32 protein-coding genes are annotated in these 24,810 nt (G+C 67.1%); 20 read left to right on the top strand and 12 right to left on the bottom strand.

Annotation, left to right across the window (positions count from 1 at the left end):
• Window positions 1-12: 12 nt before the first annotated feature.
• Both ACO07Z_RS04770 and ACO07Z_RS04765 read right to left on the bottom strand, forming a co-directional pair.
• Window positions 13-951 carry an ABC transporter permease gene (locus tag ACO07Z_RS04770; protein WP_421697623.1) on the bottom strand — a complete coding sequence of 313 codons (939 nt, stop codon included), beginning with the start codon at window positions 949-951 and terminating at the stop codon, window positions 13-15.
• 2 nt (window positions 952-953) lie between these two features.
• Window positions 954-1,841, bottom strand: coding sequence for a proline iminopeptidase-family hydrolase (locus tag ACO07Z_RS04765; RefSeq protein WP_421697622.1), 888 nt, complete (start codon window positions 1,839-1,841; stop codon window positions 954-956).
• Between the two features lie 116 nt (window positions 1,842-1,957).
• On the opposite strand from ACO07Z_RS04765, the gene ACO07Z_RS04760 reads away from it, so the two are divergent.
• Complete coding sequence (locus ACO07Z_RS04760; protein WP_421697621.1) at window positions 1,958-2,719, top strand: helix-turn-helix transcriptional regulator; 762 nt, start codon at window positions 1,958-1,960, stop codon at window positions 2,717-2,719.
• A 108-nt stretch (window positions 2,720-2,827) separates the two neighbouring features.
• Window positions 2,828-3,739 carry a proline iminopeptidase-family hydrolase gene (locus tag ACO07Z_RS04755; protein WP_421697620.1) on the top strand — a complete coding sequence of 304 codons (912 nt, stop codon included), beginning with the start codon at window positions 2,828-2,830 and terminating at the stop codon, window positions 3,737-3,739.
• Between the two features lie 24 nt (window positions 3,740-3,763).
• Here ACO07Z_RS04755 and phnX read toward each other — a convergent pair whose 3' ends face one another.
• The 4 genes from phnX to ACO07Z_RS04735 all read right to left on the bottom strand — a co-directional run bounded on the left by phnX (window position 3,764) and on the right by ACO07Z_RS04735 (window position 6,085).
• Window positions 3,764-4,582, bottom strand: coding sequence for a phosphonoacetaldehyde hydrolase (phnX, locus tag ACO07Z_RS04750; RefSeq protein ID WP_421697619.1), 819 nt, complete (start codon window positions 4,580-4,582; stop codon window positions 3,764-3,766).
• A gap of 134 nt (window positions 4,583-4,716) precedes the next feature.
• A complete protein-coding gene (locus ACO07Z_RS04745) occupies window positions 4,717-4,986 on the bottom strand; it encodes a LuxR C-terminal-related transcriptional regulator (protein ID WP_421697883.1) in 270 nt (89 codons plus the stop codon).
• 69 nt (window positions 4,987-5,055) lie between these two features.
• On the bottom strand, window positions 5,056-5,409 hold the full coding sequence (locus ACO07Z_RS04740; RefSeq protein ID WP_421697618.1) for a response regulator transcription factor: 354 nt from the start codon (window positions 5,407-5,409) through the stop codon (window positions 5,056-5,058).
• On the bottom strand, window positions 5,402-6,085 hold the full coding sequence (locus ACO07Z_RS04735; RefSeq protein WP_421697617.1) for a sensor histidine kinase: 684 nt from the start codon (window positions 6,083-6,085) through the stop codon (window positions 5,402-5,404). The genes ACO07Z_RS04740 and ACO07Z_RS04735 overlap by 8 nt, the downstream gene beginning before the upstream one ends.
• 154 nt (window positions 6,086-6,239) lie before the next feature.
• On the opposite strand from ACO07Z_RS04735, the gene ACO07Z_RS04730 reads away from it, so the two are divergent.
• The 4 genes from ACO07Z_RS04730 to ACO07Z_RS04715 all read left to right on the top strand — a co-directional run bounded on the left by ACO07Z_RS04730 (window position 6,240) and on the right by ACO07Z_RS04715 (window position 9,120).
• The gene (locus ACO07Z_RS04730; protein WP_421697616.1) at window positions 6,240-6,515 is read left to right on the top strand and encodes a metal/formaldehyde-sensitive transcriptional repressor; all 276 of its coding nucleotides are present in this window, start codon (window positions 6,240-6,242) and stop codon (window positions 6,513-6,515) included.
• Window positions 6,516-6,523: 8 nt separating this feature from the next.
• Window positions 6,524-7,489 (top strand): CDF family Co(II)/Ni(II) efflux transporter DmeF, encoded by a 966-nt coding sequence (dmeF, locus tag ACO07Z_RS04725; protein WP_421697615.1) that lies wholly within the window; start codon window positions 6,524-6,526, stop codon window positions 7,487-7,489.
• Between the two features lie 146 nt (window positions 7,490-7,635).
• Window positions 7,636-8,664 carry a L,D-transpeptidase family protein gene (locus ACO07Z_RS04720; RefSeq protein ID WP_421697614.1) on the top strand — a complete coding sequence of 343 codons (1,029 nt, stop codon included), beginning with the start codon at window positions 7,636-7,638 and terminating at the stop codon, window positions 8,662-8,664.
• A gap of 72 nt (window positions 8,665-8,736) precedes the next feature.
• Window positions 8,737-9,120: a hypothetical protein gene (locus ACO07Z_RS04715; RefSeq protein WP_421697613.1), complete on the top strand. Its 384-nt coding sequence runs from the start codon at window positions 8,737-8,739 to the stop codon at window positions 9,118-9,120.
• An 8-nt stretch (window positions 9,121-9,128) separates the two neighbouring features.
• Here ACO07Z_RS04715 and eutC read toward each other — a convergent pair whose 3' ends face one another.
• Together eutC and ACO07Z_RS04705 are read right to left on the bottom strand one after the other, a co-directional pair.
• Window positions 9,129-9,950, bottom strand: coding sequence for an ethanolamine ammonia-lyase subunit EutC (gene eutC / locus ACO07Z_RS04710; protein WP_421697612.1), 822 nt, complete (start codon window positions 9,948-9,950; stop codon window positions 9,129-9,131).
• A complete protein-coding gene (locus ACO07Z_RS04705) occupies window positions 9,947-11,335 on the bottom strand; it encodes an ethanolamine ammonia-lyase subunit EutB (RefSeq protein ID WP_421697611.1) in 1,389 nt (462 codons plus the stop codon). The genes eutC and ACO07Z_RS04705 overlap by 4 nt, the downstream gene beginning before the upstream one ends.
• A gap of 181 nt (window positions 11,336-11,516) precedes the next feature.
• On the opposite strand from ACO07Z_RS04705, the gene ACO07Z_RS04700 reads away from it, so the two are divergent.
• The 3 genes from ACO07Z_RS04700 (at window position 11,517) to ACO07Z_RS04690 (ending at window position 14,234) form a co-directional block, all read left to right on the top strand.
• Complete coding sequence (locus tag ACO07Z_RS04700) at window positions 11,517-12,260, top strand: alpha/beta fold hydrolase (protein ID WP_421697610.1); 744 nt, start codon at window positions 11,517-11,519, stop codon at window positions 12,258-12,260.
• A gap of 124 nt (window positions 12,261-12,384) precedes the next feature.
• A complete protein-coding gene (speB, locus tag ACO07Z_RS04695; RefSeq protein ID WP_421697609.1) occupies window positions 12,385-13,440 on the top strand; it encodes an agmatinase in 1,056 nt (351 codons plus the stop codon).
• Window positions 13,440-14,234, top strand: a complete 795-nt coding sequence (locus ACO07Z_RS04690; protein ID WP_421697608.1) for a carbon-nitrogen hydrolase family protein — start codon at window positions 13,440-13,442, stop codon at window positions 14,232-14,234. Before speB ends, ACO07Z_RS04690 begins: the two co-directional genes overlap by 1 nt.
• A gap of 74 nt (window positions 14,235-14,308) precedes the next feature.
• Here ACO07Z_RS04690 and oxlT read toward each other — a convergent pair whose 3' ends face one another.
• A complete protein-coding gene (oxlT, locus tag ACO07Z_RS04685) occupies window positions 14,309-15,616 on the bottom strand; it encodes an oxalate/formate MFS antiporter (protein ID WP_421697607.1) in 1,308 nt (435 codons plus the stop codon).
• Window positions 15,617-16,258: 642 nt separating this feature from the next.
• On the opposite strand from oxlT, the gene ACO07Z_RS04680 reads away from it, so the two are divergent.
• From ACO07Z_RS04680 to zigA, 3 genes are all read left to right on the top strand, one after another.
• Complete coding sequence (locus tag ACO07Z_RS04680) at window positions 16,259-16,402, top strand: hypothetical protein (RefSeq protein WP_244376795.1); 144 nt, start codon at window positions 16,259-16,261, stop codon at window positions 16,400-16,402.
• A 208-nt stretch (window positions 16,403-16,610) separates the two neighbouring features.
• A complete protein-coding gene (locus tag ACO07Z_RS04675; RefSeq protein WP_421697606.1) occupies window positions 16,611-17,960 on the top strand; it encodes an MFS transporter in 1,350 nt (449 codons plus the stop codon).
• 80 nt (window positions 17,961-18,040) lie between these two features.
• On the top strand, window positions 18,041-19,255 hold the full coding sequence (gene zigA, locus ACO07Z_RS04670) for a zinc metallochaperone GTPase ZigA (RefSeq protein WP_421697605.1): 1,215 nt from the start codon (window positions 18,041-18,043) through the stop codon (window positions 19,253-19,255).
• A 24-nt stretch (window positions 19,256-19,279) separates the two neighbouring features.
• Here zigA and ACO07Z_RS04665 read toward each other — a convergent pair whose 3' ends face one another.
• Window positions 19,280-19,645 carry a response regulator gene (locus ACO07Z_RS04665; RefSeq protein WP_421697604.1) on the bottom strand — a complete coding sequence of 122 codons (366 nt, stop codon included), beginning with the start codon at window positions 19,643-19,645 and terminating at the stop codon, window positions 19,280-19,282.
• A gap of 310 nt (window positions 19,646-19,955) precedes the next feature.
• Here ACO07Z_RS04665 and rpsU point away from each other — a divergent pair, with 310 nt between their 5' ends.
• The 4 genes from rpsU to ACO07Z_RS04645 all read left to right on the top strand — a co-directional run bounded on the left by rpsU (window position 19,956) and on the right by ACO07Z_RS04645 (window position 21,176).
• Window positions 19,956-20,228: a 30S ribosomal protein S21 gene (rpsU, locus tag ACO07Z_RS04660; RefSeq protein ID WP_244376799.1), complete on the top strand. Its 273-nt coding sequence runs from the start codon at window positions 19,956-19,958 to the stop codon at window positions 20,226-20,228.
• A gap of 184 nt (window positions 20,229-20,412) precedes the next feature.
• Window positions 20,413-20,622 (top strand): cold-shock protein, encoded by a 210-nt coding sequence (locus tag ACO07Z_RS04655; protein WP_421697603.1) that lies wholly within the window; start codon window positions 20,413-20,415, stop codon window positions 20,620-20,622.
• A 141-nt stretch (window positions 20,623-20,763) separates the two neighbouring features.
• On the top strand, window positions 20,764-20,958 hold the full coding sequence (locus ACO07Z_RS04650; RefSeq protein ID WP_421697602.1) for a hypothetical protein: 195 nt from the start codon (window positions 20,764-20,766) through the stop codon (window positions 20,956-20,958).
• Window positions 20,959-20,975: 17 nt separating this feature from the next.
• Window positions 20,976-21,176, top strand: coding sequence for a hypothetical protein (locus ACO07Z_RS04645; RefSeq protein ID WP_421697601.1), 201 nt, complete (start codon window positions 20,976-20,978; stop codon window positions 21,174-21,176).
• Between the two features lie 14 nt (window positions 21,177-21,190).
• On the opposite strand, the gene ACO07Z_RS04640 is transcribed toward ACO07Z_RS04645, so the two are convergent.
• Window positions 21,191-21,784: a TetR/AcrR family transcriptional regulator gene (locus tag ACO07Z_RS04640; RefSeq protein ID WP_421697600.1), complete on the bottom strand. Its 594-nt coding sequence runs from the start codon at window positions 21,782-21,784 to the stop codon at window positions 21,191-21,193.
• A gap of 133 nt (window positions 21,785-21,917) precedes the next feature.
• Here ACO07Z_RS04640 and ACO07Z_RS04635 point away from each other — a divergent pair, with 133 nt between their 5' ends.
• The gene (locus ACO07Z_RS04635; RefSeq protein WP_421697599.1) at window positions 21,918-22,322 is read left to right on the top strand and encodes a RidA family protein; all 405 of its coding nucleotides are present in this window, start codon (window positions 21,918-21,920) and stop codon (window positions 22,320-22,322) included.
• 21 nt (window positions 22,323-22,343) lie between these two features.
• Here the strand turns inward: ACO07Z_RS04635 and ACO07Z_RS04630 are convergent, their stop codons facing one another.
• A complete protein-coding gene (locus ACO07Z_RS04630; RefSeq protein ID WP_421697598.1) occupies window positions 22,344-22,643 on the bottom strand; it encodes a DUF6916 family protein in 300 nt (99 codons plus the stop codon).
• Between the two features lie 124 nt (window positions 22,644-22,767).
• Here ACO07Z_RS04630 and ACO07Z_RS04625 point away from each other — a divergent pair, with 124 nt between their 5' ends.
• The 3 genes from ACO07Z_RS04625 to ACO07Z_RS04615 are packed head-to-tail and all read left to right on the top strand — an operon-like array spanning window position 22,768 to window position 24,796.
• Window positions 22,768-23,049, top strand: a complete 282-nt coding sequence (locus ACO07Z_RS04625) for a PqqD family protein (protein ID WP_421697597.1) — start codon at window positions 22,768-22,770, stop codon at window positions 23,047-23,049.
• A gap of 11 nt (window positions 23,050-23,060) precedes the next feature.
• Complete coding sequence (locus tag ACO07Z_RS04620; protein WP_421697596.1) at window positions 23,061-23,963, top strand: hypothetical protein; 903 nt, start codon at window positions 23,061-23,063, stop codon at window positions 23,961-23,963.
• Window positions 23,960-24,796, top strand: a complete 837-nt coding sequence (locus ACO07Z_RS04615; protein ID WP_421697595.1) for a sulfotransferase domain-containing protein — start codon at window positions 23,960-23,962, stop codon at window positions 24,794-24,796. Before ACO07Z_RS04620 ends, ACO07Z_RS04615 begins: the two co-directional genes overlap by 4 nt.
• Window positions 24,797-24,810: the final 14 nt, after the last annotated feature.

Below are 24,810 nucleotides of genomic sequence, written 5' to 3'. Positions count from 1 at the left end.
AAACCGCCGCGCTCACAGCTTCACCCTCGGGTCGGCGGCGACGGTGGCGATGTCGGCGAGGAAGTTCACCAGCACCGTGGCGCAGGCGAACACCATGGCGACGCCCTGCACCACCATGTAATCGCGCGAGAAAATGGCGCGCACCAGCAATTGCCCCATGCCGGGCAGCGCGAAAATGCTCTCGATCACCACCGTGCCGCCGATCAGCCAGCCGATGTTCACCGCCAGCAGATTGATGGTCGGCACGATGGAATTGGGCAGCACATGGCGCCAGAACACGATGGATTCGGGCATGCCGCGCGCGCGGGCGGCGGTGGCGACATCGGACTTCAGCCAGTCCACCATCGCCGCCCGCAGCGAGCGCAGCAGCACGGTGGACAGCGACAGCGCGATGGTGAGCGAGGGCAGCGCGAGATGGGCGAGCTTCTCACCCAGGGAGTCGCCATAGCCGGAAACCGGCAGCAGCGGCAATTTGACCGCCAGCAGCATCATCAGCATCAGCCCCAGCCAGAACGGGGGAAAGCCGATGCCGAAGGTGGAGACGAAGCGGATCGCATGGTCGATCGGCCGCCCCTGGTTGCGCGCGGCGAGCGCGGCGAGCGGCACGGCGATGAGAATGGAAAGCAGCACGCTGCACAGCACCAGCGCGAAGGTCGGCTCGATGCGCGTGCCGATGAGGCGAAGCACGTCGATTTTGTAGACGATCGACATGCCCATCTCGCCATGGGCGAGATTGCGCAGGAAATAGAGATATTGCAGCCAGATAGGCTCATCGAGCCCGTATTGCGCGCGGATATTGGCGATGGCCGTAGGGGTGGCGCGCGCGCCCAGCAGCACCCGGGCCGGGTCGCCCGGGATCATCCGCACCAGCACGAAGGTGACGAGGCTGACGCCGAACACCACAGGCACGAACTGCAGCGGGCGCGTCAGGATGAAGGCGTAGCGGCGCATCTCTAGCGCGACACGCTGGCGAGAAAATCGAGCAGCGGCGGGTAATAGCCGGCCGGGTTCTCATAGAACGGCATGTGGCTGGCATTGGCGACGACGTTGAGCCGCACATCCGGCAAAGCGTGCTTCATCTTCATCGCGCAGGCCGGGGTAAGCTCGTCGCGCTCGCCCACCACAATGAAGGTCGGCACGGTGATCCGTGGCAGATCGGGAATGCGGTTCCAGTCCTTGAGATTGCCGATGTAGAGGAACTCGTTCGGCCCCTGCATGGTCATGTAGGGACCCATGTTCCAATCGGAGAGCGAGCGCAGCACCGGCGCCGGCCATTCCGGCAGGCGGCAGACATGGCGGTAGTTCAGGATGGTGATCGCCGCCTGATATTCGGGATGATCGAACGTGCCGGCGGCCTCATGCTTCTGCATCATCGCCACCGTCTCGGGACCGAGCGCAGCACGCAGCTTCTCCAGCTCGCTCACCAGATGCGGCATGTCCGCCACCGTGTCGGCGAGGATCAGGCTCTTGAGCGCTTCCGGGTAGGTCAGGGCATAGTCGATGGCGAGCCAGCCGCCCCAGCTATGCCCGAGGAGATGCACCTTGCCGAGCCCCAGCGCGGTGCGCACCGTCTCCGTCTCCTCGACATAGCGCTCGATCGTCCACAGTGACGGATCGGTCGGACGGTCGGCGGCGCCGGTACCGAGCTGGTCGAAGGCGACGACCCGGTAGCCCTGGTCGATTAGGCAGGAATGCGCCTCGCGCAGATAGTCGCAGGGCAGGCCCGGCCCGCCATTCAGCAGCAGAACCGTTTCCTCACCGGCGCCGAAGCTGTAGGCGACCACGCGGTGCTCGCCGATGCTCACTTCCCGCCGCTCCTGCGGCTCGATTTCCCGCCACATCGCCCCGGCCGTCCCTGCTCAACATTAAGGCATGCTCAATTCCTAGAGAAATCGGGAGTCCAATCCAGCTATCAGAAGTGATAGGGTTCCTGGTGCGAAGCGGAGAGGACGCAGCCATGGGCGCCCAGATTGCGGCGATGGAGGAACGTTTCGGCGCGGCGGCGACGCTCGGCGCACAAATCGACCTGCTGTTCGAGGCGATGGCCGGCTTCGGCTTCGACGCGCTGATCTACGACTACACCCCCGCGCGCTACGATCTGCGCGGCGAGCAGATGCTTCCTTCCGTGCTGGAACTGCGCAATGTCGACGAGACCATGCGCGACTATTGGTTCGGCCGCGGCTATTTCCGGCTCGATCCGGTGCAGAAAGTCGCGCTCGGCACCACAAGGCCGTTCGTGTGGAACTACGATTCCCACGCGGAAACGGTGATCCGCGCCTTCATGAACGAGGACAGCGCCCCCGTGGCCACCTTCCTCGCGGAGCGCGGCATGAGTGCCGGCGTCACCGTGCCGGTGCATCTGCCCGGCGGGGACTACGCGACCGTCACCGGCATACGCTGCGGCGACCATCGTTTTGCCGAGCACGAGGCGCCCGGCTGCCTCGGCGATTTCGGCCTGCTGGCGCATATGTTCCAGCACGCGGCGGCGGACGGGCTGCGCGGCGACCGCCGGCTCGACGGCCTGCCGCGCCTCACCGCCCGCGAGCGCGAATGTCTGCGCCACGCCGCCGACGGCCTCTCGGCCAAAGAGATTTCTCGCACGCTCGGCCGCTCGGTGCCCACCGTGGTGATGCATCTCAACGCCGCCATGCGGAAGCTGGAGGCGAAGAACCGCACCCAGGCGGCGGTGCGCGCGGCCCGGCTGCGACTGCTCGACTGAGGCGCGCCCGCACGCACGACCTCCGCCTATCACTTCTGATAGCTGCCGCGCCGGGACGCCGCTTTCTATTTTCCTCGGCCATCGAAGGACAGCCGCAGGAGAATCGGCATGAGCGCAGCCGCCAGTGTGGAAGGGTTCATGCCCTTTCGGGGCTATGAGACCTGGTACCGCGTGACCGGCGATCTCGCCGGGCCGCGCCTGCCGCTGGTGGTGGCGCATGGCGGGCCGGGCTGCACCCATGATTATGTCGACGCCTTCAAGGGCATTGCCGCGCTCGATGGCCGGACCGTCATTCATTACGACCAGCTCGGCAATGGCAAATCGACCCATCTGCCCCAGAAGGGCCCGGAGTTCTGGACCGTCGACCTGTTCCTGGCGGAACTCGACGCCCTGCTCGCCCATCTCGGCATTGCCGGGCGCTATGCCTTTCTCGGCCAGTCCTGGGGCGGCATGCTCGGCGCCGAGCACGCGGTGCGGCGGCCGGAAGGGCTGAAGGCGCTCATCATCGCCAACTCCCCCGCCAACATGCACACCTGGGTCGCCGAGGCGAACCGGCTGCGCCGCGACCTGCCCGAAGAGGTGCAGGCAACTCTGCTCGCGCACGAGGCGGCCGGCACCCTCACCCATCCCGATTACATCAAGGCCTCGATGGCCTTCTATGACCGCCATGTCTGCCGCGTGACGCCCTGGCCGGCAGAGGTCGCGCGTACCTTCGCGGCGATGGACGCGGACAACACGGTCTATCGCCACATGAACGGGCCGACCGAGTTCCACGTCATCGGCACGATGAAGGACTGGACCATCGAGGACCGGCTGCCGCAGATCGCCGCGCCGACACTGCTGATCTCGGGCGCGCATGACGAGGCGACGCCGGAAGTGGTGAGCCCCTATCGCGAGAAGGTGCCGGACATTCGCTGGGTGCTGTTCGCCAACTCCAGCCACATGCCGCATGTGGAGGAGACGGAAGCCTGCCTCGCCACCGTCTCCGACTTCCTCAAGGAGCACGACGCACGGGGCTGAGGCCCCGCCGCCACGCCGGCCCGCTCAGGGCCGTTCGCCCCGCGCCAGACGGCCATTGAGGACGGCCAGCACCGCCGGCAGGTCGGCGACGCTGTCGATGACATAATGTGCCCCTGCCCCCGCGAGCTTGGCCACGGCAAGCGCCCGGCGGGCGGCGAATGCGGCGGGCGGCAGCGCCTCGGTATCGGTGCGCGAGAGGCCGAACACATTGCCGGAGACGGCGACGCCCACCGTCCAGGCGCCCGCGTTCAGACCTTCGGCGATGCCGACCTCAGTGTCGTCGATCTTGACCACGGCGGAGGGCGGGTAGACCTGAAGGTCGGTAAGCACCTTCCACATCAGGAAGGGCGTCGGGCGGCCGTCGGGCACGTCGCCGGTGCAGGCCATGGCGTCGGCGACGAAGCCCTGCGCGGCCGCAATCGGCGTGATCTTCGCCATTGTCTCGCGCGTGTAGCCGGTGGTGCTGCCGATCTTCAGCCCCTGCGCCCGCACAAACGCCGCCATGTCCGCCGCGCCGGGGATCAGGTCGGCATAATCGGCCGCGACGGCGATGTTCTTCGGTACGAAGACCTCATAGACCGCGTCGATATCCGCCTCGCCCGGCGCGTGGCCGTGCACGCGCTGCCACTCGGCGGCGATGCGCGGCATGGCGAGCAGCGCCGCCACATGCGGCCGCTTGGCCATGCCCATCGGCACCCGCGCCTCGTCGATGCTAATCGCGACGTTGAAGGCGGCGAAGGCGTCGACGAACGCGCCCATCGGGGCCAGCGAGCCGAAATCCACGACGGTACCGGCCCAGTCGAAAACGACGGCCTTCAGGTGAGACAGTGACATGGCGTTCATCCGGTTGAAGGCTCCGGTGCCGACGGCCCGGATCTGAGGTGCGCGGCTACGCTATCCCGCCCTTTCGTGTCACGCGCAAGACCACGCCGCCGCCTAATCGAGACGGGCGGCGTGGTCCTCGTCGCAGGATGCGCCTAGCGCGGTTTGCGCACCAGCGGGCAGCCATATTCCGCCCCGCCGCGCCCTCCATGCTCGCGCGAACACCGCATCGGATTGTGCGTCGCCTTGGGACACGAACTGACCATGCGCACCAGTTCGACCGGCGATTGCACGCCCATCTTGTGCAGAAGGTTGATGCGATGGCCTTCGACCGCCTTGACGCTGAGATTGAGCGCGTGCGCTGCCACCTTGTTAGGCTGGCCGCGCAGCATGCATTGCAGCACCGATTGCTCGCGCTCGGTCAGGGTCGCGAGCTTGGCGCGGATGCTGTCGCAGATGACCTCGCAGGCATAGTTCTGCGAATCCCAGCGGATCTAGTGCTGCACCAGCTGAAGCAGCACAGTGTCGTTGACCGGCCTCTCCAGAAAGTCGCGTGCCCCCGCATGCAGCGCCCGCACCGCCATCACCACATCGGCATGACCGCTAATCATCACCACCGGCATAGTCCAGCCGATCCGTCCGACCTGCTCGAGCACATCGATCCCATTGATGCCGGGCAGCCGCACATCCAGCAGCAGGCAGGAAGGACGGCTGATATGGGCGAGTTCGAGGAAGGGCTGCGGGTGCTGGAACATCTCGGTCCGCAGGCCGACCGACCGGAAGAGAGCGGCGAGTGAGGCGTTGAGACCGGGGTCGTCGTCGACGATGTAGACCGCCGGCTCACGCATCGGCCACCTCGTCACCGCCACGGCACGGCAGGCGGATGGTGAAGCGGCTGCCCTCTGCGCCTTCCGCGGCAGCCTCGATGCTGCCGCCGAGCCGCTGGGCCAGGGTGCGGGCGATGGACAGCCCCAGCCCCGAACCATTCACCTTGGTGGTGATAAAGGGCTCGAAAATGCGTTCGCCCAACTCCGCCGGCAGGCCAATGCCGGTGTCGCGCACATCAACCCGGACTTTCGACCTTCCCTCCCGCGTCGTGCGGATGTCGAGATGACGATGGCCGAGAGGCTGGGTGCCCATCGCCTGGATGGCGTTTGTCACCAGGTTGAGAATGATCTGCTGCAGAATGATCTGGTCCCCCTGCACGGTCGGCAGGTCCGGCGCCAGATTCAGCCGGAAGTCGATGCACTGCTCGCGCATTGCCGGCTCGGCAAACCCCAGCACCACTTTCACCGCCGCATTGACGCACGCATCGGTGGAGGGCTGCGGCGCTCCCTTCAGAAAGGAGCGCAGGCTCTTGACCACGTCGCCCGCGCGGGCCGCCTCTGAACCTATATTGATCAGAACCTCGTCCAGTTCCCCGGCCCGCACCGCCCGACCGGTCAGCGAGCGACGGGCGGCACCGGCGAAATTGACGATCGCCCCGAGCGGCTGGTTGATCTCGTGCGCGAGCGCCATCGCCATTTCGCCGAGCGCCGCCTGGCGGTCGGCACGCAGCAGTTGGCTGCGCGTTCGCCCGAACAGGCGACAGAAGGCGATGTTGGCGGTTCGTATCGCTCCGCGACGCCCAGACGTTTCCCCTTGCTCGTCGGCAGCCGATAGGATACCCCCCTATCCTATGCCGCACCTCATGACGCCCAATCCGGCTCTTCTCGCCCGTGTCCAGCGTATCGCCGGGCAGGTGGCGGCGATCGAGCGCAGCCTGGCCGGGGGCGCCGATTGCGCCGATCTCCTGCACCTCGTCGCCGCCACGCGTGGCGCCATCGGCGGCCTGATGGAGAAGATCGTCGAGGAACATCTCCACGCCCATGTCGCCGATCCCGACCTCACCCCCGCCGCCCGGGCCGAGGGCGCGCGCGAGCTGATGGACGCCATACGCCGCTACAGCAAATAGGTCCCGCCATGGCCCCGCTGCCGGATCCGCAGGTCTTCGCCCACCCGCACGAATTTCTCAGCGCCCGCCATGACGACAGTTCGCGGCGCACGCGGCTCGTCGTGCTGCTGACGGCGGTGATGATGGTCGGGGAGATCGCGGCCGGCTTCGCCACCGGCTCCATGGCGCTGCTGGCCGACGGGTTCCACATGGCAACCCATGCCGGCGCCCTCGGCATCGCCGCCCTCGCCTATTCCTATGCCCGCCGGCATGCGGCGGATGCCCGCTACAGTTTCGGCACTGGCAAGGTCGGCGATCTCGCCGGCTTCGCCTCGGCGGCGATCCTCGCCATCGTCGCCGCCGCCATGGCGTTCGAATCGCTGCTCCGGCTTTACCAGCCGGTGGAGGTGGCGTTCGGCGAGGCCGCGCTGGTGGCGGTGCTGGGGCTGATCGTCAATCTGGTCAGCGCCTTCCTGCTCGGCGGCGGCCACGCGCACGGTCATTCGCATGGCCATGCCTATTCTCATGGCCACGATCATGGACACGAGCACCCGCACCACCACGCGGTCGCCGGAGGCGACAATAATCTGCGCGGTGCCTATCTGCATGTGCTGGCCGACGCGCTGACCTCGGTGCTCGCCATTTTCGCGCTCATCGCCGGCGGCAGCCTCGGCTGGGTGTGGCTCGACCCGGCTATGGGCGTGATCGGCGGCCTCGTCATCGCCCGCTGGGCGTGGAGCCTGATGCGCGACACCGCCGCCGTGCTGCTCGACGCCACCGATGCGGAGGTGGCGGGCGAGGTGACGGAGGCCGTCGAGGGTCCCGGGGATGTCCGCATTGCCGATCTGCATGTCTGGCGCATCGGGCCGGAGGCGCATGCCGCTATCATCAGCGTCGTCGCGCCGCTGGGCGTCAGCTGCGACGCCATCCGCGCCCGGCTGGCGCCGGTGCATGAACTGAAACACGTCACGGTCGAGTGCCGGCACGCGGCGTGAGAGAGGCGGTCACAGCTTCGCGAAGGGTGGCCGGGCTAACCTTCTGGAAACCATGCGGGCATTAATCGGAAACGATCGGCACGCTTGGGCACTCTCTTCGCCCACCTGCCGTCGATCCGCCTTGATGCGACGCTAGCCGAGCTGCCATGAACCTGTTGCGCACCTTCTTCCTGCTCGGCTTCGCCCTGCTCCTCGCCGGCTGCGCGAGCATGGACGGGGACGATCGCGGCTCGATCCCCATTCCGCAGAAGCTGATGCAGGAAATGGCGGCCAAGGGCATGACGCCCGACGACCCGATCATGGTGCGTATCTACAAGCAGGAGAGCGAGCTGGAGGTGTGGAAGCGCACCCGTTCCGGCCGCTATGCCCTGCTCAAGACCTATCCACTCTGCCGCTGGTCGGGCAAGCTCGGGCCGAAGACCCGCGAAGGCGACCGGCAGGCGCCGGAAGGCTTCTACACCGTCACGCGCGGCCAGCTGAACCCGCGCTCGCAATATTACCTCTCCTTCAATCTCGGCTATCCCAACGCGCTGGAACAGGCGCTCGGCTACAGCGGCAGCGCGCTGATGGTGCATGGCGCCTGCACCTCCGCCGGCTGCTACGCCATGACCAATGACGGCGTCGGCGAGGTCTATGCGCTGGCGCGCGACGCGCTCGCCGCCGGCCAGCCGGGCTTCCAGGTGCAGTCCCTGCCCTTCCGCATGACGCCCGCCAATCTGGCCGAGCACCGCGCCAACCCGAACATGGCCTATTGGCGGAACCTGAAGGAAGGCACCGACCTGTTCGCAGTCACCCGCGTGCCGCCCAATGTCTCGGCCTGCGGCGGGCGCTACCGCTTCACGCCCGGCACCCAGCCGGCGCCGGCCCTGACCGATCCGCTTGCGCCCTGCCCAGCGATCGCACCCGATGCCGCCCTCGTGGCGGCGGCGAGCAAGCAGGCGCAGGACGAGCAGACCATCGCCGCCCTCGCCGCCAGCCGCCCGCCGGCCAATGCCTCCTATGTAGATGGCGGCATGCACCCGAGCTTCCGCGACATTCTGCGCCGCTCCGGCCCGCAGAAGCTCGCGGCTATGACCTCGGGCGGCAAAGTCCCGGTGAGCGAGCCGACCGCCGCGCTCGCCGATCCCTATAAGGGCGCCGAGCAGAGCTATGAGGAAGGCGACAGCGCCAATTAGCTGCGCCTTGCCGTCTTCCCACGGCCGGCGCTTTGCGGCAGATAGGCCCCTCACGCTAAGGCAAGAGGCGAGATGGCCACCCGAATGACCCCGAGCGAGATGCTGGCCACGGCCCGCCATCTCAAGCGCCTGCCCTTCACGGAAGCCGATCTCGCCGTGATCCGCTCCGGCACACCGGCGGTGGCGCCGAAGCTGTCGGCGAAATATGAGCCGTCCGAGGGGTTCTATTACCTCGCCGCGCCCTCGCTCCATATGGAGTTTGTCGTGGTGAAAGAGGTGCGGCTGCGCCTGCCCTTCATCACCCTGCCGCGCTACGTCATCCTCATGGGGTTCGAGCATGGCGAGACATGGGAAATCGGCCCGACGGTAAAGCGCCTGCGTGCGGTGCCCTACATCTTCCAACGCATGGCGGCGGCCGATAGCTGGCTCGACAGCGAATATGGGCGCAAGAAGTAGCAGCCAGCTCAGCCGATCCGCACCGGCGGCGGGCGGCCACTGACCAGCAGCAGGTCGCTTTCGTCCTTCAGTGTCACCCCGGTGATGCGGCGCGCCAGCGCCTCCTTCAGCAGCCAGGCGAGCTTGAAGGCGGCGTGCTCATGCGACAGCCCCTCGCCGCGCACATTGGAAATGCAGTTGCGCTCCGCATCGGAACGGCCGGCGCGCGGGGCGAAGGTGAGGTAGAGCCCGAGACTGTCCGGCGAGGACAGGCCCGGCCGTTCGCCGATCAGCACCACGCAGGCGCTGGCGTTCAGCCGTTCCCCCACCTCGTCCCCCAGAGCCACACGCGCCTGCGACGCGACACAGACCGGCCCGACGCTCCAGCCGGCCTCGGCGATCCGCGCCTTGAAGGCGGAAAGGAACGGCACCGCCTGCGCGTGGATCGCGGTGGAGGAGAGCCCGTCCGCCACCACGAGCGCGAGATCGACCGGCGCTCCCGCGCGCGCCTCCAGCAGCGCCCGGCTGTCGTCGGAGAGCCGGCGCCCCAGATCGGGGCGGCGCAGATAGGCGTCGCGGGCCGGGGCGGCGGAGGTCACTTCCAAAGTTTCGAATCCGAGCGCCGCGACTTCGCTCGCCATGCGGGCGGAATCGAAGGGCAGATGCACCGCATCGCGCGCCTGGGCATGGGCGAGCGCAAAGCGCAGCACCTCGCGCGTCGGCAGGCCGGTGCCGGCGCGCCCAAGCGCGATGCGGGCCGGCGTGATCCCGGCGAGCCGGCGCCAGCTGTCCTCGATCACCGCCGCGTCGATGGGCTCGGCGGCGACTGCGTCTTCCCGCACCTCGCTCATGCCGCCAACTCCGGCGCGGCGGCGAGCAGCGGATGGCTGCCGCGCTGCGTCTTCAACCGCCCGCCGGCATCGGTGATGCCCATGCGCTGCAGCCACGCCTCGAATTCCGGCGCCCGCTTCAGCCCCAGCACCTCGCGCAGGTAAAGCTGGTCGTGGAACGAGGTGGACTGGTAGTTCAGCATCACGTCGTCCGAGCCGGGAATGCCCATGATGTAGGTCACGCCCGCCGCGCCGAGCAGCGTCATCAGCGTATCCATGTCGTCCTGGTCGGCCTCGGCATGGTTGGTGTAGCAGACGTCGCAGCCGAGCGGCACGCCCATCAGCTTGCCGCAGAAATGGTCCTCCAGCCCGGCGCGGATGATCTGCTTGCCGTCATACAGATATTCCGGCCCGATGAAGCCAACCACCGTGTTCACCAGCAGCGGCTTGAACGGCCGGCACACCGCATAGGCGCGCGCTTCCAACGTCTGCTGGTCGACGCCATAATGGGCGTTGGCGGAAAGCGCCGAACCCTGGCCGGTCTCGAAATACATCACATTGTCGCCGAGCGTGCCGCGCTTGAGCGACAGCGCCGCCTCGCGCCCTTCCTTGAGCGTGGCGAGGTCGATGCCGAAGGAGGCGTTCGCCTTCTGCGTGCCCGCCACCGACTGGAAGACGAGATCGACCGGCACGCCGCGATTGATCACCTCGGTAGAGGTGGTGACATGGGTCAGCACGCAGGCCTGCGTCGGGATGTCGAAGCGCTGGATGATGCCGTCGATCAGCTTCAGCAATTCGCTCAGCACCGGCACGCTGTCGGAAGCCGGGTTGATGCCAATCACCGCGTCGCCGCAGCCATAGAGCAGCCCGTCGAGGATGGAGGCGGTGACGCCGGCGGGATCGTCGGTCGGATGGTTCGGCTGAAGCCGCACCGCCATGGTACCGGGCAGGCCGATCGTGTTGCGGAACCGCGTCACCACCCGGCATTTCTTGGCGACCGCGATCAGGTCCTGGTTGCGCATCAGCTTGGAAACGGCGGCCGCCATTTCCGGCGTGATCGCCGGGGCAAGAGCGGCGAGAGCCTCGCTGGTGGCGCCGGTTGAGAGCAGGAAGTCGCGAAAATCGCCCACCGTCATGTGCGAGATCGGGCGGAACGCGGCGGCGTCATGCGTGTCGATGATGAGCCGGGTGACCTCATCTTCCTCATAGGGCACCAGCGCCTCGTTAAGGAAGGTGGTCAGCGGCACGTCGGCGAGGCACATGCGGGCGGCGACATTTTCTTCCGCCGTCGCGGCCGCGATGCCGGCCAGCATATCGCCGGAGCGTAGCGGCGTCGCTTTCGCCATCAGGTCCCTCAGATCGGCGAAGGCGTAAACATGCGATCCGGCGACGGTGCGGTAGGCCATGGGCAGGTTCCTTGGGCGCCCGTGCTCAACATGGCGCCATGAGCAAAATGTACCCTGCTGCCGCGCGCCGGCAAAGTGCAACTTCGGTCGTCCCCTCTCGGCGCCGCACCGCTGGCATGCCACGCTGGACGCCGCCCTCGCCGGCCGTTACCACGCACCGGAAATCCTCGGAGGAAACGCCATGGCCACCTTCATTCTCATTCACGGCTCCTGGCATTGGGGCGGCTGCTTCCAGAAGGTGGCGAACCTGCTCGGCGCCGCCGGCCATGCCGTGATCGCGCCCGACCTCGCCAGCCACGGCTTCGACCCCACACCCACCGCCGCCGTCACTGACATTTCTATTTATGCCGCGCCGGTGCGCGCGGCGCTGGAAACCATCGAGGGCAAGGCGATCCTCGTCGGCCATTCCGTCGGCGGCGCCACCTGCACCTGGCTTGGCGAAGAAATGCCCGAGCGCATCGAGGCGCTGGTCTACCTCACCGGCTTCATGGCGCCGGCGGCCAAGAGCGCGCGCGACTTCGTCATGACGCCGACCTATCTCAAGGACCCGGCGATCGTGGAGACGCAGGGCATGCTGCGCCTCGGCAAGGAGGGGCTCGGCCTCGATCTCTCCCGCCGCGACCTCATCGCCCGTTCGCTCTATTCCGATTGCAGCGCGCATGACATCGACCGCGCCTTGCCCAATCTCGTGCGCCTCACCCCGCACGCGCCCTTCGCCGCCATCTCGGCCATCACCCCGCACCGCTTCGGCAAGCTGCGCCGGCACTACATCGAATGCTTGCAGGACCGCGGCCTGCCGCTGGCCGTGCAGCGGGAGATGCAGGCGGCGGTGCCGGGCGCGCATGTCCACGCGCTCGACACCGGCCATTCGCCGTTCTTCAGCGCGCCGGAGGCCGTGGCCGAGCTGTTATTGAACATCCGCTGAGCCCGCCGGGCCACACCCCCACCTCATCCGGCGGGGAAAGGTCCACGCCCCCTTTCCCGCCGGCCCCGGCAGCCGCTAGCCTGACGAGACTTCCAGAAGCCCGAAGGCTCACCAAGAGGCTCGTATGTCCGATCAGGAAAAGCTCGCCGCGCTGCGCGCAAAATATGCCGGCGTCGGCGGTGGCGTCGTCTATGACGAAACCTTCAAGCGCGTCGCCGAAATGCAGTTCAAGGACGGCGAAAAGCGCGTCTGGCCCTGGGCCGGCGCCGCCACGCTGCTCGACGCGCCCTATCGCCCGGACGCGCAGGAACTGGCCGATTTCGCCGGGCTCGACATGGCGCTGATCGGCGTGCCGATGGACCTCGGCGTCACCAACCGCGCCGGCGCCCGCCTCGGCCCACGCGCCGTGCGCGCCATCGAGCGCGTCGGGCCGTATGAGCATGTGCTCGGCATGGTCCCCGCCGCCGAGGCCAAGGTGGCGGACATTGGCGACGTGCCGTTCCGCTCGCGCTTCAGCCTCGATTCCTGCCATGAGGACATTGAGGCCTTCTACAAGAAGATCGTCGCGGCCGGGGTGATTCCGCTTTCCTGCGGCGGCGATCATTCCATCACCGGCTCCATCCTCAAGGCGGTGGGCGAGAAGCGCCCGGTGGGCATGCTCCACATCGACGCCCATTGCGACACCTCCGGCACCTATGAGGGCGCGAAGTTCCACCATGGCGGCCCGTTCCGCAACGCGGTGCTCGACGGCGTGCTCGACCCTGCGCGCACCATCCAGATTGGCATTCGTGGCGGCGCGGAGTTCCTGTGGGAGTTCTCCTATGAGAGCGGCATGACGGTGATCCATGCCGAGGAGGTCACCGGCCTCGGCGTGCCCGCCATCATCGCCAAGGCGAAACAGGTGCTGGGCGACGGGCCGGTCTATGTCTCCTTCGATGTCGACAGCCTCGACCCCGCCTTCGCCCCCGGCACCGGCACGCCTGAGATCGGCGGCCTCACCTCGCGCGAGGTGCTGGAGCTGCTGCGCGGGCTCAACGGGCTCGACGTCATCGGCGGCGACGTGGTGGAAGTGGCCCCGCAATATGACGCCACCTCCAACACCGCCCATGCGGCGGCGCAGGTGCTGTTCGAAATCTTCTGCCTGGCGGTGACGGCGCACAAGGCGCGGAAGGGTTCCTGATGCGCCTCGCTCTCTGGCAAACGGCGGGCGATCCCGGCAACGATCCCGCCGCCAATCTCGACCGGCTGGACGCGGCGGCCGCGAGGGCGGCGGAAGGCGGTGCCGACCTGCTGCTGGCGCCGGAAATGTTCCTCACCGGCTACAATATCGGCCGCGAGGCGGCTTTGGCGAAGGCGGAGCCGGCGGAGGGCCCCAGCGCCCGCCGCGCCGCCGACATCGCCCGCGCCCACGGAATCGGCCTCTGCTACGGCTATCCCGAGCGCGGCGATGGCGGGGCGATCTATAATTCCTGCCTACTGCTCGACAAGGACGGCACCCGCCTGCTCAATTTCCGCAAGACGCATCTGTTCGGCGATCTCGACCGGGCGATGTTCGCCCCCGGCGAGGGCACGGCGGAACTGGCCCGCTTCGCGGGCTACGGCGTCGGCATGCTCATCTGCTACGACGTGGAATTCCCCGAAGCGGTGCGGGCGCTGGCGCTGGCGGGCGCCGACCTCGTTCTGGTGCCGACCGCCAACATGAAGCCCTATGACGCGGTGTCGCTCTATGTCGTGCCGGCCCGCGCCTTCGAGAACGAGCTTTATGTCGCCTATGCCAATCGCTGCGGCGTCGAGGGCGATCTCGATTATATGGGCCTGAGCTGCGTCGGCGATCCCATGGGCGGCAATCTGGTGCTGGCGGGAGATGGTGAAGAACTCATCTTCGCCGATCTCGATCCGGCCCGGCTGCGCGAGGCCCGCCGTCTCAGCACCCATCTCGGCGACCGGCGGCCGGAAGTCTACGGGCGGCTCTAGTCACCCCCTCAAAACGACGACTCCCGGAGCGGCCTTTCGACCGTCCGGGAGTCCCTTACTGCGTAGAGCTGCGCTCAGTGCGCCGGCTGCTCGCGGCCGACCGCGACCGGTGCCGCTTCCGCCTCCACCGCGCTGCGGGCGATCAGCCGCGCGCGCATCGGCTTCAGCACGAACAGGGCGAGCAGAGCGGCGACGGCGTTGAGCCCGACCGCGATGGCGAACACCGCGTACCAGCCATAGATCGAGGCCACGACGCTGGCGAGCGGCACCAGCAGCGCCGCCGTGCCCTTGGCAGTGTAGAGCATGCCGGCATTGGTAGCGGCGAACTTCGAGCCGAACGTGTCGCCGCAGGTCGCCGGGAACAGCGAGTAGATTTCGCCGAACACGCCGAAGAAGCAGGCGGTGGCCAGCACGAACACCAGCGGGTTCGAGCCGTGGAACACCATCACCAGCAGCATCACCGCCGCCGTGCCGAAGGCAATGAACATCGTGTTCTCACGGCCGATTCGGTCGGAGACATAGCCGAAGACCGGGCGGCCGAAGCCGTCGAAGATGCGGTCGAGCGAGATGGCGAGCGTCAGCGCCGCGGCCGAAATACCGAAGATGCTCACCGGCGTGTCGGCGACGCCGAGATCGTGCGCGATCGGGCCAATCTGTGCCGCCGCCATCAGGCCGCCGGACGCGACCATGACGAACATGAGATAGAGCAGCCAGAACACCGGCTTGCCGAGCGTCTGCGACGGCGGATAGTCGACCTTGCTCTGCGGGATGCGCAGCGCCTTCTTCGGCGCGGCGATCTTGAACGACGGCGGGTAGAGGAACTGCGCCGCGATCAGCACGATCAGCCCCTGGCCGAGGCCGAACCAGAAGAACGCGGTCTGGTAGCCATGCGCGGCGATGGTGTTGGCGATCGGCACCACGGTGAGCGCCGCGCCGGCGCCGAAGCCGGCGGCGGTGGCACCGGCCGCAAGGCCGCGCCGATAGGGGAACCATTTCAGCGCATTGCCGACGCAGGTGCCATAGACCGAGCCGGCACCGATGCCGCCGCAGACCGCACCGACATAGAGCATGGTGAGCGAGCCGGCATAGGAATTGATGACCCAGGCCAGCGCGATCATGACCGCGCCGAAGCTCAGCACCACGCGCGGGCCGTAGCGGTCGACGAACCAGGCCTCGACCGGCACAAGCCAGGTCTCGGTCAGCACGAACAGCGTGAACGCGGTCTGGATCGCCGCGCGGCCCCAGCCATGCGCCTGGTCGATCGGGTCGACGAACAGCGTCCAGCCATATTGAAGATTGGCGATCATCGCCATGCAGAGAATGCCGCAGCCGAGCTGGAACCAGGGTTCCCAGGGGCGGACCGCCGTCGTCTTGGTGTCCATTGACGTCTCCTCAACCTGATGAATGCCGCACAGCTCTTCGTGGCTGCTTCATGCCCCGCCGGACCAGTCGAAACGCGGTAATCGTCCCTCTCGAATGGGAAAGGACCGACGCGCCGTCCCAAAAAATGAGCGGAACGAGACTACCGAGCGCCCTCTCGTGACGCAGCGTAAACAACCAATGCCGCGCCGGACGTTGTCACAAGATTGATACGATAGATATCACCACTATCAGCGGATTCAACATGAAATATACCAACGTATAGTGACGTAACGCCAATTGATTTTATTTAACACCCCGCACCAAACATAACTTTATTCGGATAAGACGAGTTAAGCTTTCGCCTCCTATTGTCACGATGACAGCCGTTGAGACAGCTCGCGGCAAGGAGATGACAAGCGCCCTGCCCCAGCGTCCCGGCGCAGCACGCGGCTCTCTGTTCGGTCGAAGCTCTTCAGCCGGCGGGCGACACACCGTTCGCAAGCCGGCGATCCGCTACGGACGCCGCAGAGGAAGCGGGCCGGGCGCGCCATCGTCGGGCCACCGGCGCTTTCACCTCACGGAACCGGGAGGCCGGTCGCCGCGTTCTGTTACCGCTCGTCGGTCGGCTCATCGTCGGCCGGCGCAGGCCCACGGGGAAAATCATGAACCGAACTGTCCTGACCGTCGCCGTCGTCGTGCTCGCCTGCGTGGCCGGCTTCTTCGCCTACCGCGCCTATGAGCGCGACCAGAATTCGCTGCAGATCGAAGTGGGTCCGCAGGGCGTGAAGGTCGACCCGCCGGGCTGAACGCGCTCCTCCGCCTGCGGGGCGCCTGGCTGTCTTGCCGGCGCCCCGGCTGTTTTTCCCGGCCCGATGCTCTGGATCATTTCAGCTTAGGTCGCGTTTTCTTCACGCGAACCGGTATCCACTTCGCTCGAAAACGCTCTAAAAGCGCCTCCGATATCCCCCAGCTGCGCCGTCTCTCGCGCTTCACGCTGCCGTTCGGAGTGCCGTCATGTCATCCACGCTTGCCGCCGGGTCCGCCGGCGCCGTCGCCAATCCCCGCTCGCGCGTCATTCTCGCGAGCCTGATCGGCACCACCATCGAATTCTATGATTTCTACGTCTACGCCACGGCGGCGGTGCTGGTGTTTCCGCACCTGTTCTTTCCGCCCGGCAATGAGACGACCGCGCTGCTCGCCTCCTTCGCCATTTTCGGCGCCGCCATGGTGGCACGGCCGCTGGGGGCGATCTTCTTCGGCCATCTCGGCGACAAGCGCGGGCGCAAGGTGACGCTGGTCGGGGCGCTGCTCACCATGGGCATCGCCACCTTTCTCATCGGCCTGCTGCCCACCTTCCACCAGGTCGGCTGGTTCGCCCCGGCGTTGCTGGTGGTGATGCGCCTCGCCCAGGGCTTCGCCATTGGCGGCGAATGGAGCGGCGCGGCGCTGGTGGCGACGGAGAACGCCCCGCCCGGCAAACGTGCGGTCTATGGCACCTTCCCGCAGCTCGGCGCGCCGCTGGGGTTCATCCTGGCCAACGGCCTGTTCCTCATCATCGCCGCGCTGCTGCCCTCGGAAGACCCGACGCGCCCGTCCGACGCCTTCCTCGAATGGGGCTGGCGCATCCCTTTCCTGTTCTCAATCGTCATGGTGGCGGTCGGCCTGTGGGTGCGACTGCACCTCGTGGAAAGCACGGCCTTCAAGAAGACGTTGTCGGACGGCAAGGTGCACAAGCTGCCGCTCGCCTCGGTGTTCCGCACGCATTTCCGCCAGCTGGTGCTCGGCACGTTCTACATGCTGGCGACCTATGTGCTGTTCTACCTGATGACCACCTTCTCGCTGACCTATGGCCGCGCCGGTGTGGAAGCCAAGACTCCCGGCCTCGGCTACGACTACACAACGTTTGTGATCATGATGATCATCGGCGTGGTGTTCTTCGGCGTCTTCACCATGGTCTCCGGCCCGTGGGCCGACCGCTGGGGCCGCCGCCGCACGCTGATCGGCGTGACGCTGGCCATCATGGCGTTCGGCCTTCTCTGGGTGCCGATGCTCGCCGGCGGCACCTTCGGGGTCATGGCCTGGCTCATCCTCGGCTTCAGCCTGATGGGCATGACCTTCGGCCCGATGGGCGCGCTGCTGCCGGAGCTGTTCCCGGCCAATGTGCGCTACACCGGCTCGGGCATCGCCTACAACGTCTCCTCCATCCTCGGCGCGGCGGTCGCGCCCTTCATCGCCGTCGCGCTGTGGGCGTGGGGCGGCGGAAGCCCGTTCTGGGTCGGCGTCTATCTCACCGCCATGGCGAGCCTCACCTTGCTGGCGCTGCTGCTCGGCAAGGAGACGCGCGACGTGGATATCGAGGCCTAGCAGGGCCCACTGACCGGCTTGCATCGGCGTGCCCCACATGCAAATGATACATTGTATCACTTTGCATGTGGAGCGCCGCCATGCCTGACACACGTCTTCCGGTCACGGTTCTTTCCGGCTTTCTCGGCGCCGGCAAGACCACCCTGCTCAACCATGTGCTGGCGAACCGCGACGGGCTGCGCGTCGCGGTGATCGTCAACGACATGTCGGAGGTGAACATCGACGCCGAGCTGGTGCGGGCGGGCGACGCCAATCTCTCGCACACGCAGGAAAAGCTGGTCGAAATGACCAATGGCTGCATCTGCTGCACCCTGCGCGACGATCTGCTCGCCGAGGTGAAGCGCCTCGCCGAGGAGGGCCGCTTCGACTATCTGCTCATCGAATCCACCGGCATCGCCGAGCCGCTGCCGGTCGCCGCCACCTTCGAGTTCCGCGACGAGGATGGCTTCTCGCTCTCCGATGTCGCCCGGCTCGACACCATGGTGACGGTGGTGGACGCGGCCAACCTCCTGAAGGATTTCGGCTCGCGCGATTTCCTGCGGGATCGCGGCGAAGTCGCCGGCGACGAGGACAGCCGCACGCTGGTCGATCTGCTCACAGACCAGATCGAGTTCGCCGACGTGATCGTGCTCAACAAGGTGTCCGATGTCGCGCCCGCGCGCCGCAGGCAAGTCCGCGCCGTGGTCAAGGCGCTGAACCCGGACGCGCTGATCATCGAGACCGATCAGGCGCATGTGCCGCTCAAGGACATCCTCGGCACCGGCCGCTTCGATTTCGAGCGCGCCCACGAGCACCCCACCTGGTTCAAGGAGCTGAACGGCTTTCGCGACCATGTGCCGGAAACCGAGGAGTACGGCATTTCCAGCTTCGTCTACCGTGCGCGCCGGCCGTTCCACCCCGAGAAGTTCAACGCCTTCCTCGCCCGCACCTGGCCGGGGCTGGTGCGGGCCAAGGGGCTGTTCTGGCTGGCGACGCGGCCGCGCCGGGTTGGCGAGATGTCGCTTGCCGGCGCCATCTGCCGCACCGGCTCGATCGGCCAGTGGTGGGCGGCGATTCCGACCGAGCACTGGCCGACTCAGGCCGATTGGCGCTCATGGCTGCGCCAGCACTGGACGCCCGGCTATGGCGACCGCCGGCAGGAACTGGTGTTTATCGGCGTCAATCTTGACGAGGCCGGCATCCGCGCGGCGCTCGACGAATGCCTGGTCGGCCCGCTGCGGCCGACCCTGTTCGACCCCGAGCCGCTGAAGCATCTGCCCGATCCGTTCCCCGCCTGGGAGCGCGTGCCGGCCTGAGCCGCGCGCGGCGCCCGCTGTAGCTCAGGCGTGCCCCGCCAGCAGGCCCTGCATCGAGCGGGCGATGTCGGCGGGGCGATAGGGCTTGGCGAAGAACAGGCTTCCCTCCGGCATTTCGGCCGTACCAGCGATTCGGTTGCCGGAAGTGACGATGATCTGCACCGGCGGCCAGCGCTTGCGCACGGCGGCGGAGAGCTTCAGCCCGTCCATGCTGCCGGGCATGTCGATATCGGTGAACACCAGCCGGATGGCGGGGATGGCCTCCAGAATCGCCAGGGCCTGGTCGGCGCTGGCGGCCTCATGCACTTCGAACCCATTTTCGGCGAGATAGTCCGCAATGTCGAAGCGCACCAGCGGCTCGTCTTCCACCACCAGCACTGCGATTTGCATCGTCGAAAACCCCCGGCATTGCACAAGGCACAATGCCATGGCGAGCGGCAACGCGGCATGTCGAAGAATGATCCCGTTCCTGCCATGCCACATTTTCGTGACGCACGACGGCGGACGGGCAAAGATCCGAAGTTCTCGTCGCGTTCTTGCCGCTTGTCGCGAAGGGCGGGAAGGGTTTATGAAGTCGCCTTCAATGCCGCGCCCCGTGGGGTCGCGTCTCCCCTCGCCCCCGTCATCCCACGACAGGCGACCGCGCCGGTTCTCACGAACCGCTCAACCAGCAGCCTCGCTGCATGTGATCGGACACGAATTGCAGGTCCTCGTTCGCGACAACAATGTCGAACAAGCTATGCGCGTTCTCAAGAAGAAGATGCAGCGCGAAGGCATCTTCCGCGAGATGAAGGCGCGCCGCTCCTATGAGAAGCCCTCCGAGCGCCGCGTGCGCGAAGACGCCGAAGCGGTTCGCCGCAGCAAGAAGGCCGCCCGCAAGCAGGCCATCCGCGAAGGGCTGATCGCCGCGCCGAAGAAGAAGCCGATGGTTGGCCGTGGCGCCCCCCGCCCCGCCGCCCCGGTGGCCGAATAAAAATAAATTTGCCAGGGGTTGTGAGATTTCCGCAACCCCGGTACGATCAGATATCGATCTTGGACGTTGAACTTTGTTTTGCGCAGCTTTGCGCCGTAGCGAACTTCCTCTCAAATCGATGTCAACCTGATGCGCGCGTTCCGACGCGCCATCAAATCTCTATGTCGACTGAAAGGATTTAGTCATGGCGACAGGTACTGTGAAGTGGTTCAACGGCCAGAAGGGCTTTGGTTTCATTCAGCCGGACAACGGCGGCCCGGACGTGTTCGTTCACATCTCGGCGGTTGAGCGCGCCGGTCTGATGGGCCTCAACGAGGGTCAGAAGATCTCCTACGAGCTCGAGACCGACCGCCGCAGCGGCAAGAGCTCGGCCGGCAGCCTCAAGGCTGCGTGACGAGACTGCTTCCGGTCAGTGACCACGGATGTACTGGCGCGGACCGTTGAGGCAGAAGTGGGAAGGCCGGGGAGACCCGGCCTTTTTCGCGTTTACAAAGGGATGTCGCGCATGGCGAGAAAAGCACCGGAAACACCCTTCGTGCCCAAACTTTCGCAATCCGAGAGCAAGGCCGAAACGGTGTCGCGCATCGCCATGTCGATGATCGAAAGCGACACAGTGAGCCGGGACGCCAAGATCGCCCGCCTGCGCGAGGCGCGCCTCGCCCGGGAAGCCGCGGACAGCGCCGCCGCGCCCGCCCCCACCAAGCCCGCCCGCCGCACCGTCAAGCGCTAGCCTGCCCGAAAGCCCCCATGCCCGATTCTCTTGCCACCAAGCTCAAGACCCTGCGCAACCGTCTGTTGACCGAGCAGCGCGACCTCATCACCCGCGCCGCCGAAATCGACGCCCTGCCCTCCGACAAGACGCTGCAGAAGATCGCCACCCTTGAGGTCGCCATCGGCGCCGTCGAATCGCTGCTGGACGAGCAGACCGGGGCCCACCCCGCAAAATAGGCCGCGCGCGCGGCTTAGCCCGCCGCCTTCAGCCCCTCGGCGAGGCAGCGAAACGCCGCGAGCGCCTTTGGCAGCGCCTGCGCCGGCTCGGGGCTCGCCGCCGTCCACAGCGCCGCATTCAGCGCCGCCCCGTTGAGCAGGCACGCCGCCGCCTCCGGGTCCACCGACTTCAGCACACCTTCGGCCACCAGCGTCTCGACCGTCCGCCGCGTCGTGGCGAGGCAGGCATTTTGGCTCGGCCATTGCGAGGGATCGCCGAGCACGGCGGGCCCATCGAGCAGCACGATGCGCTGCACCTCCGGCTCCAGCGCCATTTCGATATAGGCCGCCCCCTCGGCGAGCAGGGCTTCCCATGGCGATGCCTCGCGGACGGCGAGGGCCTGGGCCCGCGCGGCCATTTCGCCGTCGATCTGCTGCACCACCGCCGCCAGCAGGCCGCGCTTGTCGCCGAAATTGTGATAGAGGGCGCCGCGCGTCAGCCCGGCGGCGGCGGTGAGTTCATCCATCGAGGCCTCGGCATAGCCCTGTTCGGCGAAGGCCTTGCGCGCCGCGGCGATCAGCTTGGCGCGCGTCGCTTCCATCTTCTCCGCCCGCCGTCCCACGGCCATGCCGCGCCCTCCCCCTTACCCGAAGCGTTGCGGTTGACATACGTCTCGTATGCGATAATTTCACATACGAACCGTATATCACATCGTCTCGCGCCGGGAAGTGCCGGAGCGGGTTGAACGACAGGACAGACCCATGCGCGACGCCATTTTCCCCGCCGGCCGGCACGCCCTCTATGAAAAGCACGGCTATTCCGGCGCCATCCGTTCCGGCGATCTGCTGTTCGTCTCCGGCCAGGTCGGCAGTCGGTCGGATGGCAGTGTCGAGCCGGATTTCGCCCGCCAGGTCGACCAGGCCTTCAGCAATCTTGAAGCGGTTCTCGCCGCCGCCGGGGCCAGCTTCGACGATGTCATCGACGTGACCACGTTTCACACCGACCCCGAGCGCCAGTTCGACACGATCCTGGCGGCGAAGGCGAAGGCCTTTCCCGCCGCGCCCTATCCCGCATGGACCGCCGTCGGCGTAAACTGGCTCGCCGGTTTCGATTTCGAGATCAAGGTCATTGCGCGTCTGCCCCAGACGAGCGCGGCGCCGCGCTGACCGGCGCCGCAACGAGCGGCTTCAGGTGAAGATCGCCTGATAGGTGAATCTCCCGCCATCCGCGGCGATTGGGACGAGGAACATCTCCAGCTCCCCCAGCGCCTCATGATGCAGGCGATGGGTGAGTTGGCCCAAACGATAGGGGCCCTCGCCTTCAAACAGCAGCTGAAAACCGTCTTGCGGGCCGGGCCCTTTCTGCGCCGGCAGTGCCGCGGCAGCGCGCAGCACGATGTGCAGTGGCGCGGCCAGCCCCACCTCGACGGCGAAACGCTCGCCGAGATGTGGCGTGAAATGCTGAATGGTCAACGCGGCAATGTCCATGTGCCCCTGCCTGTCCCTCGCGATGCGCCCACCGCACGTTGTGTACGTCCCGTCGGCCTGCACTAGACGGTAGCATTCTGTCGCGATAGGTGTAGGAGAAATCGTGGCAACCTGAGCGCGCTCCATGCCCCTGTCGCCCAATTCGGAGGTCGTTCGGCGATCTCAACCGCTCGAGGCCGCCATCGGCGATACGCAGGTTCTGCTGGATGTCGAGCAGGGCCTTTATTTCGGTCTCAACCCGATCGCTTCGCGCATCTGGCAAAGGCTCGAACGCCCTGTCCGGGTGGGTGACCTCTGTGGGTCGCTCAAGGCCGAATATGACGGCGAGGAAGCCCGCATCGACGGGGAGGTGCTCGCCTTTCTGGCGCAGCTCGAAGCTCAGAACCTCATCGATGTCAGTGGGTGACGGCGCCACTCATGACCGATCGCCTTCTCTGCGGCTGGCGCGTCCGTTCCGCCATCGCCTTGCCCGAGCTTCTGGAGTGGCAGGGCGACGCCCGGCCGCCAGACCTCACGGTTCGGCTTGGCGAGGTTGACGACACCCTGCCCGGCGGGCGGATGATCGGCCCATGGTTGCAGATCGACGGCACCGGCACCGGCCTGTTGGTGGTGCCGATGGTGGGGCGGTTCCTTGTGCAGCCGTCGGGCGACATCACCATCGCGCCGCAGCCGGAGGCGAGCGAATCTGAAATCCGGCTGTTCCTGCTCGGCTCGGTGCTCGGCCTCGTCTGCCATCAACGAAGCCTGCTGCCACTGCACGCCTCCAGCGTGGTGATCGAGGGTGGCGCGGTCGCCTTCTGCGGTCCTTCCGGCATGGGTAAGTCCACGCTGGCGCTGCGCTTCGCCCGGCGCGGGCACGCGGTCGTGTCGGACGATGTCTGCGTTCTCGACACCGGCACTCCCGCCCGGGTGCGGCCCTCCTTTCCGCGGCTGAAACTGTGGCGCGATGCGCTTGAAGATGCGGCGCTCCCCACGGAAGGCCTGGAGCGCAACCGGCGCGGGCAGAACAAGTTCCACTTCATCGAGGCGGATGCGGGGGTGCGCGCTCCCGTCCCCCTGCGCGCCCTCTTTCTGCTCCGCTGGGCCGCTCGTGGCGAGCCGGAAGGTATCGAGCGTCTGTCGGCGCCGCTCGACATCCTCGCCGCGGTGGAAGCCGAGACATTTCGGCCACAGATCGGCCGGGCGCTGGGGGCCGAGACGTCCATGTTCCACGTGCGTGCCCTGATCGCCGGCACGGTGCCGGTCTACACCCTTCGACGCCAGCCGGATGCGCCGCCCGAGCGCTGGCTGGACGCCATTGCCGCAACCGTGCGCGGATGAGCGGGCTGACCCTCATCGCCTCCTACCCCAAGTCCGGCAACACCTGGCTGCGGGCTTTCCTGGCCAGCCATCTGCGCGGCGGCCAGCCGATCGATCTCAATGCCGATCTGGCCCGGATCGGGAACCTCACCTCGCGGTCCCTGCAGGACTTCCATGCCGGCCTGGAACATGCGGACCTGAATCCGCAGGAGGTCGCCCTGCTTCGCCCCCTCACCAGCCGTCGCATCGCCCAAGAGCTGCCAGGCCTCTACAAGACGCACGATTCCAATCTCGCCCCGCCCGGCGCCCGCGAGCCGGCGATCCCGGCTGTTGCGATCAACCGTGTCATCTACATCGTGCGGGACCCGCGCGACGTGGCGGTGTCGGCATCGCATCATTTCGGCTGGTCGCCCGCGACCGCCGTCGACCGCATGGCTGATGCAAGCTTTCGCTTGGGCGGCTCGTCGCACCGGCTCAACATGAATATCGAGCAGTGGGTGTCGTCCTGGAGCGCCCATATCGAGAGCTGGCTCGACGCCCCGGATTTGCGCCTGCTGCCGCTGCGCTATGAGGACCTGCTGGCCGACCCGCTGAGACGCTTCACCGCGCTGTGCCGGTTTCTCGATCTCGACGACACACGCGAGGTGGTGAGCCGGAGCCTGGAGGCCAGCCGCTTCAGCGTGCTTGCCGGCCAGGAAGGTCGCACGGGGTTTCGCGAGAGGTACCGGGGCTCCACCGCGCCGTTTTTCCGCGAGGGGCGCGTCGGGGGGTGGCGCACGGCACTGGCGCCAGAACTGGTGGAGCGCCTGGTCTCGGATCAGGGCCGGGTCATGGCACGCCTCGACTATCTCTGACGCCGCCGGCACCC

This window comes from Ancylobacter sp., from assembly GCF_965229075.1.
In the GTDB taxonomy this organism is placed as follows: domain Bacteria; phylum Pseudomonadota; class Alphaproteobacteria; order Rhizobiales; family Xanthobacteraceae; genus Ancylobacter.
The sequence above is the reverse complement of the archived record's forward strand: the minus strand, read 5'-3'. Positions and strand labels throughout refer to the sequence as shown.

Excerpts from the sequence above, each read along its gene's own strand:
- oxlT (WP_421697607.1), bottom strand. The coding sequence starts at position 15,616 with ATGGACACCAAGACGACGGCGGTCCGCCCCTGGGAACCCTGGTTCCAG.
- ACO07Z_RS04630 (WP_421697598.1), bottom strand. The coding sequence starts at position 22,643 with ATGGACATTGCCGCGTTGACCATTCAGCATTTCACGCCACATCTCGGC.
- ACO07Z_RS04620 (WP_421697596.1), top strand. The coding sequence starts at position 23,061 with ATGACCGATCGCCTTCTCTGCGGCTGGCGCGTCCGTTCCGCCATCGCC.
- ACO07Z_RS04615 (WP_421697595.1), top strand. The coding sequence starts at position 23,960 with ATGAGCGGGCTGACCCTCATCGCCTCCTACCCCAAGTCCGGCAACACC.
- ACO07Z_RS04675 (WP_421697606.1), top strand. The coding sequence starts at position 16,611 with ATGTCATCCACGCTTGCCGCCGGGTCCGCCGGCGCCGTCGCCAATCCC.
- ACO07Z_RS04700 (WP_421697610.1), top strand. The coding sequence starts at position 11,517 with ATGGCCACCTTCATTCTCATTCACGGCTCCTGGCATTGGGGCGGCTGC.
- ACO07Z_RS04690 (WP_421697608.1), top strand. The coding sequence starts at position 13,440 with ATGCGCCTCGCTCTCTGGCAAACGGCGGGCGATCCCGGCAACGATCCC.
- ACO07Z_RS04655 (WP_421697603.1), top strand. The coding sequence starts at position 20,413 with ATGGCGACAGGTACTGTGAAGTGGTTCAACGGCCAGAAGGGCTTTGGT.
- eutC (WP_421697612.1), bottom strand. The coding sequence starts at position 9,950 with ATGAGCGAGGTGCGGGAAGACGCAGTCGCCGCCGAGCCCATCGACGCG.
- ACO07Z_RS04705 (WP_421697611.1), bottom strand. The coding sequence starts at position 11,335 with ATGGCCTACCGCACCGTCGCCGGATCGCATGTTTACGCCTTCGCCGAT.
- phnX (WP_421697619.1), bottom strand. The coding sequence starts at position 4,582 with ATGAACGCCATGTCACTGTCTCACCTGAAGGCCGTCGTTTTCGACTGG.
- ACO07Z_RS04735 (WP_421697617.1), bottom strand. The coding sequence starts at position 6,085 with ATGGCGATGGCGCTCGCGCACGAGATCAACCAGCCGCTCGGGGCGATC.
- ACO07Z_RS04765 (WP_421697622.1), bottom strand. The coding sequence starts at position 1,841 with ATGTGGCGGGAAATCGAGCCGCAGGAGCGGCGGGAAGTGAGCATCGGC.
- ACO07Z_RS04715 (WP_421697613.1), top strand. The coding sequence starts at position 8,737 with ATGGCCACCCGAATGACCCCGAGCGAGATGCTGGCCACGGCCCGCCAT.
- ACO07Z_RS04760 (WP_421697621.1), top strand. The coding sequence starts at position 1,958 with ATGGGCGCCCAGATTGCGGCGATGGAGGAACGTTTCGGCGCGGCGGCG.
- ACO07Z_RS04625 (WP_421697597.1), top strand. The coding sequence starts at position 22,768 with ATGCCCCTGTCGCCCAATTCGGAGGTCGTTCGGCGATCTCAACCGCTC.
- ACO07Z_RS04720 (WP_421697614.1), top strand. The coding sequence starts at position 7,636 with ATGAACCTGTTGCGCACCTTCTTCCTGCTCGGCTTCGCCCTGCTCCTC.
- ACO07Z_RS04740 (WP_421697618.1), bottom strand. The coding sequence starts at position 5,409 with ATGCGTGAGCCGGCGGTCTACATCGTCGACGACGACCCCGGTCTCAAC.
- dmeF (WP_421697615.1), top strand. The coding sequence starts at position 6,524 with ATGGCCCCGCTGCCGGATCCGCAGGTCTTCGCCCACCCGCACGAATTT.
- zigA (WP_421697605.1), top strand. The coding sequence starts at position 18,041 with ATGCCTGACACACGTCTTCCGGTCACGGTTCTTTCCGGCTTTCTCGGC.
- ACO07Z_RS04665 (WP_421697604.1), bottom strand. The coding sequence starts at position 19,645 with ATGCAAATCGCAGTGCTGGTGGTGGAAGACGAGCCGCTGGTGCGCTTC.
- speB (WP_421697609.1), top strand. The coding sequence starts at position 12,385 with ATGTCCGATCAGGAAAAGCTCGCCGCGCTGCGCGCAAAATATGCCGGC.
- ACO07Z_RS04755 (WP_421697620.1), top strand. The coding sequence starts at position 2,828 with ATGAGCGCAGCCGCCAGTGTGGAAGGGTTCATGCCCTTTCGGGGCTAT.
- ACO07Z_RS04640 (WP_421697600.1), bottom strand. The coding sequence starts at position 21,784 with ATGGCCGTGGGACGGCGGGCGGAGAAGATGGAAGCGACGCGCGCCAAG.
- ACO07Z_RS04645 (WP_421697601.1), top strand. The coding sequence starts at position 20,976 with ATGCCCGATTCTCTTGCCACCAAGCTCAAGACCCTGCGCAACCGTCTG.
- ACO07Z_RS04680 (WP_244376795.1), top strand. The coding sequence starts at position 16,259 with ATGAACCGAACTGTCCTGACCGTCGCCGTCGTCGTGCTCGCCTGCGTG.
- ACO07Z_RS04730 (WP_421697616.1), top strand. The coding sequence starts at position 6,240 with ATGCCGCACCTCATGACGCCCAATCCGGCTCTTCTCGCCCGTGTCCAG.
- ACO07Z_RS04770 (WP_421697623.1), bottom strand. The coding sequence starts at position 951 with ATGCGCCGCTACGCCTTCATCCTGACGCGCCCGCTGCAGTTCGTGCCT.
- ACO07Z_RS04635 (WP_421697599.1), top strand. The coding sequence starts at position 21,918 with ATGCGCGACGCCATTTTCCCCGCCGGCCGGCACGCCCTCTATGAAAAG.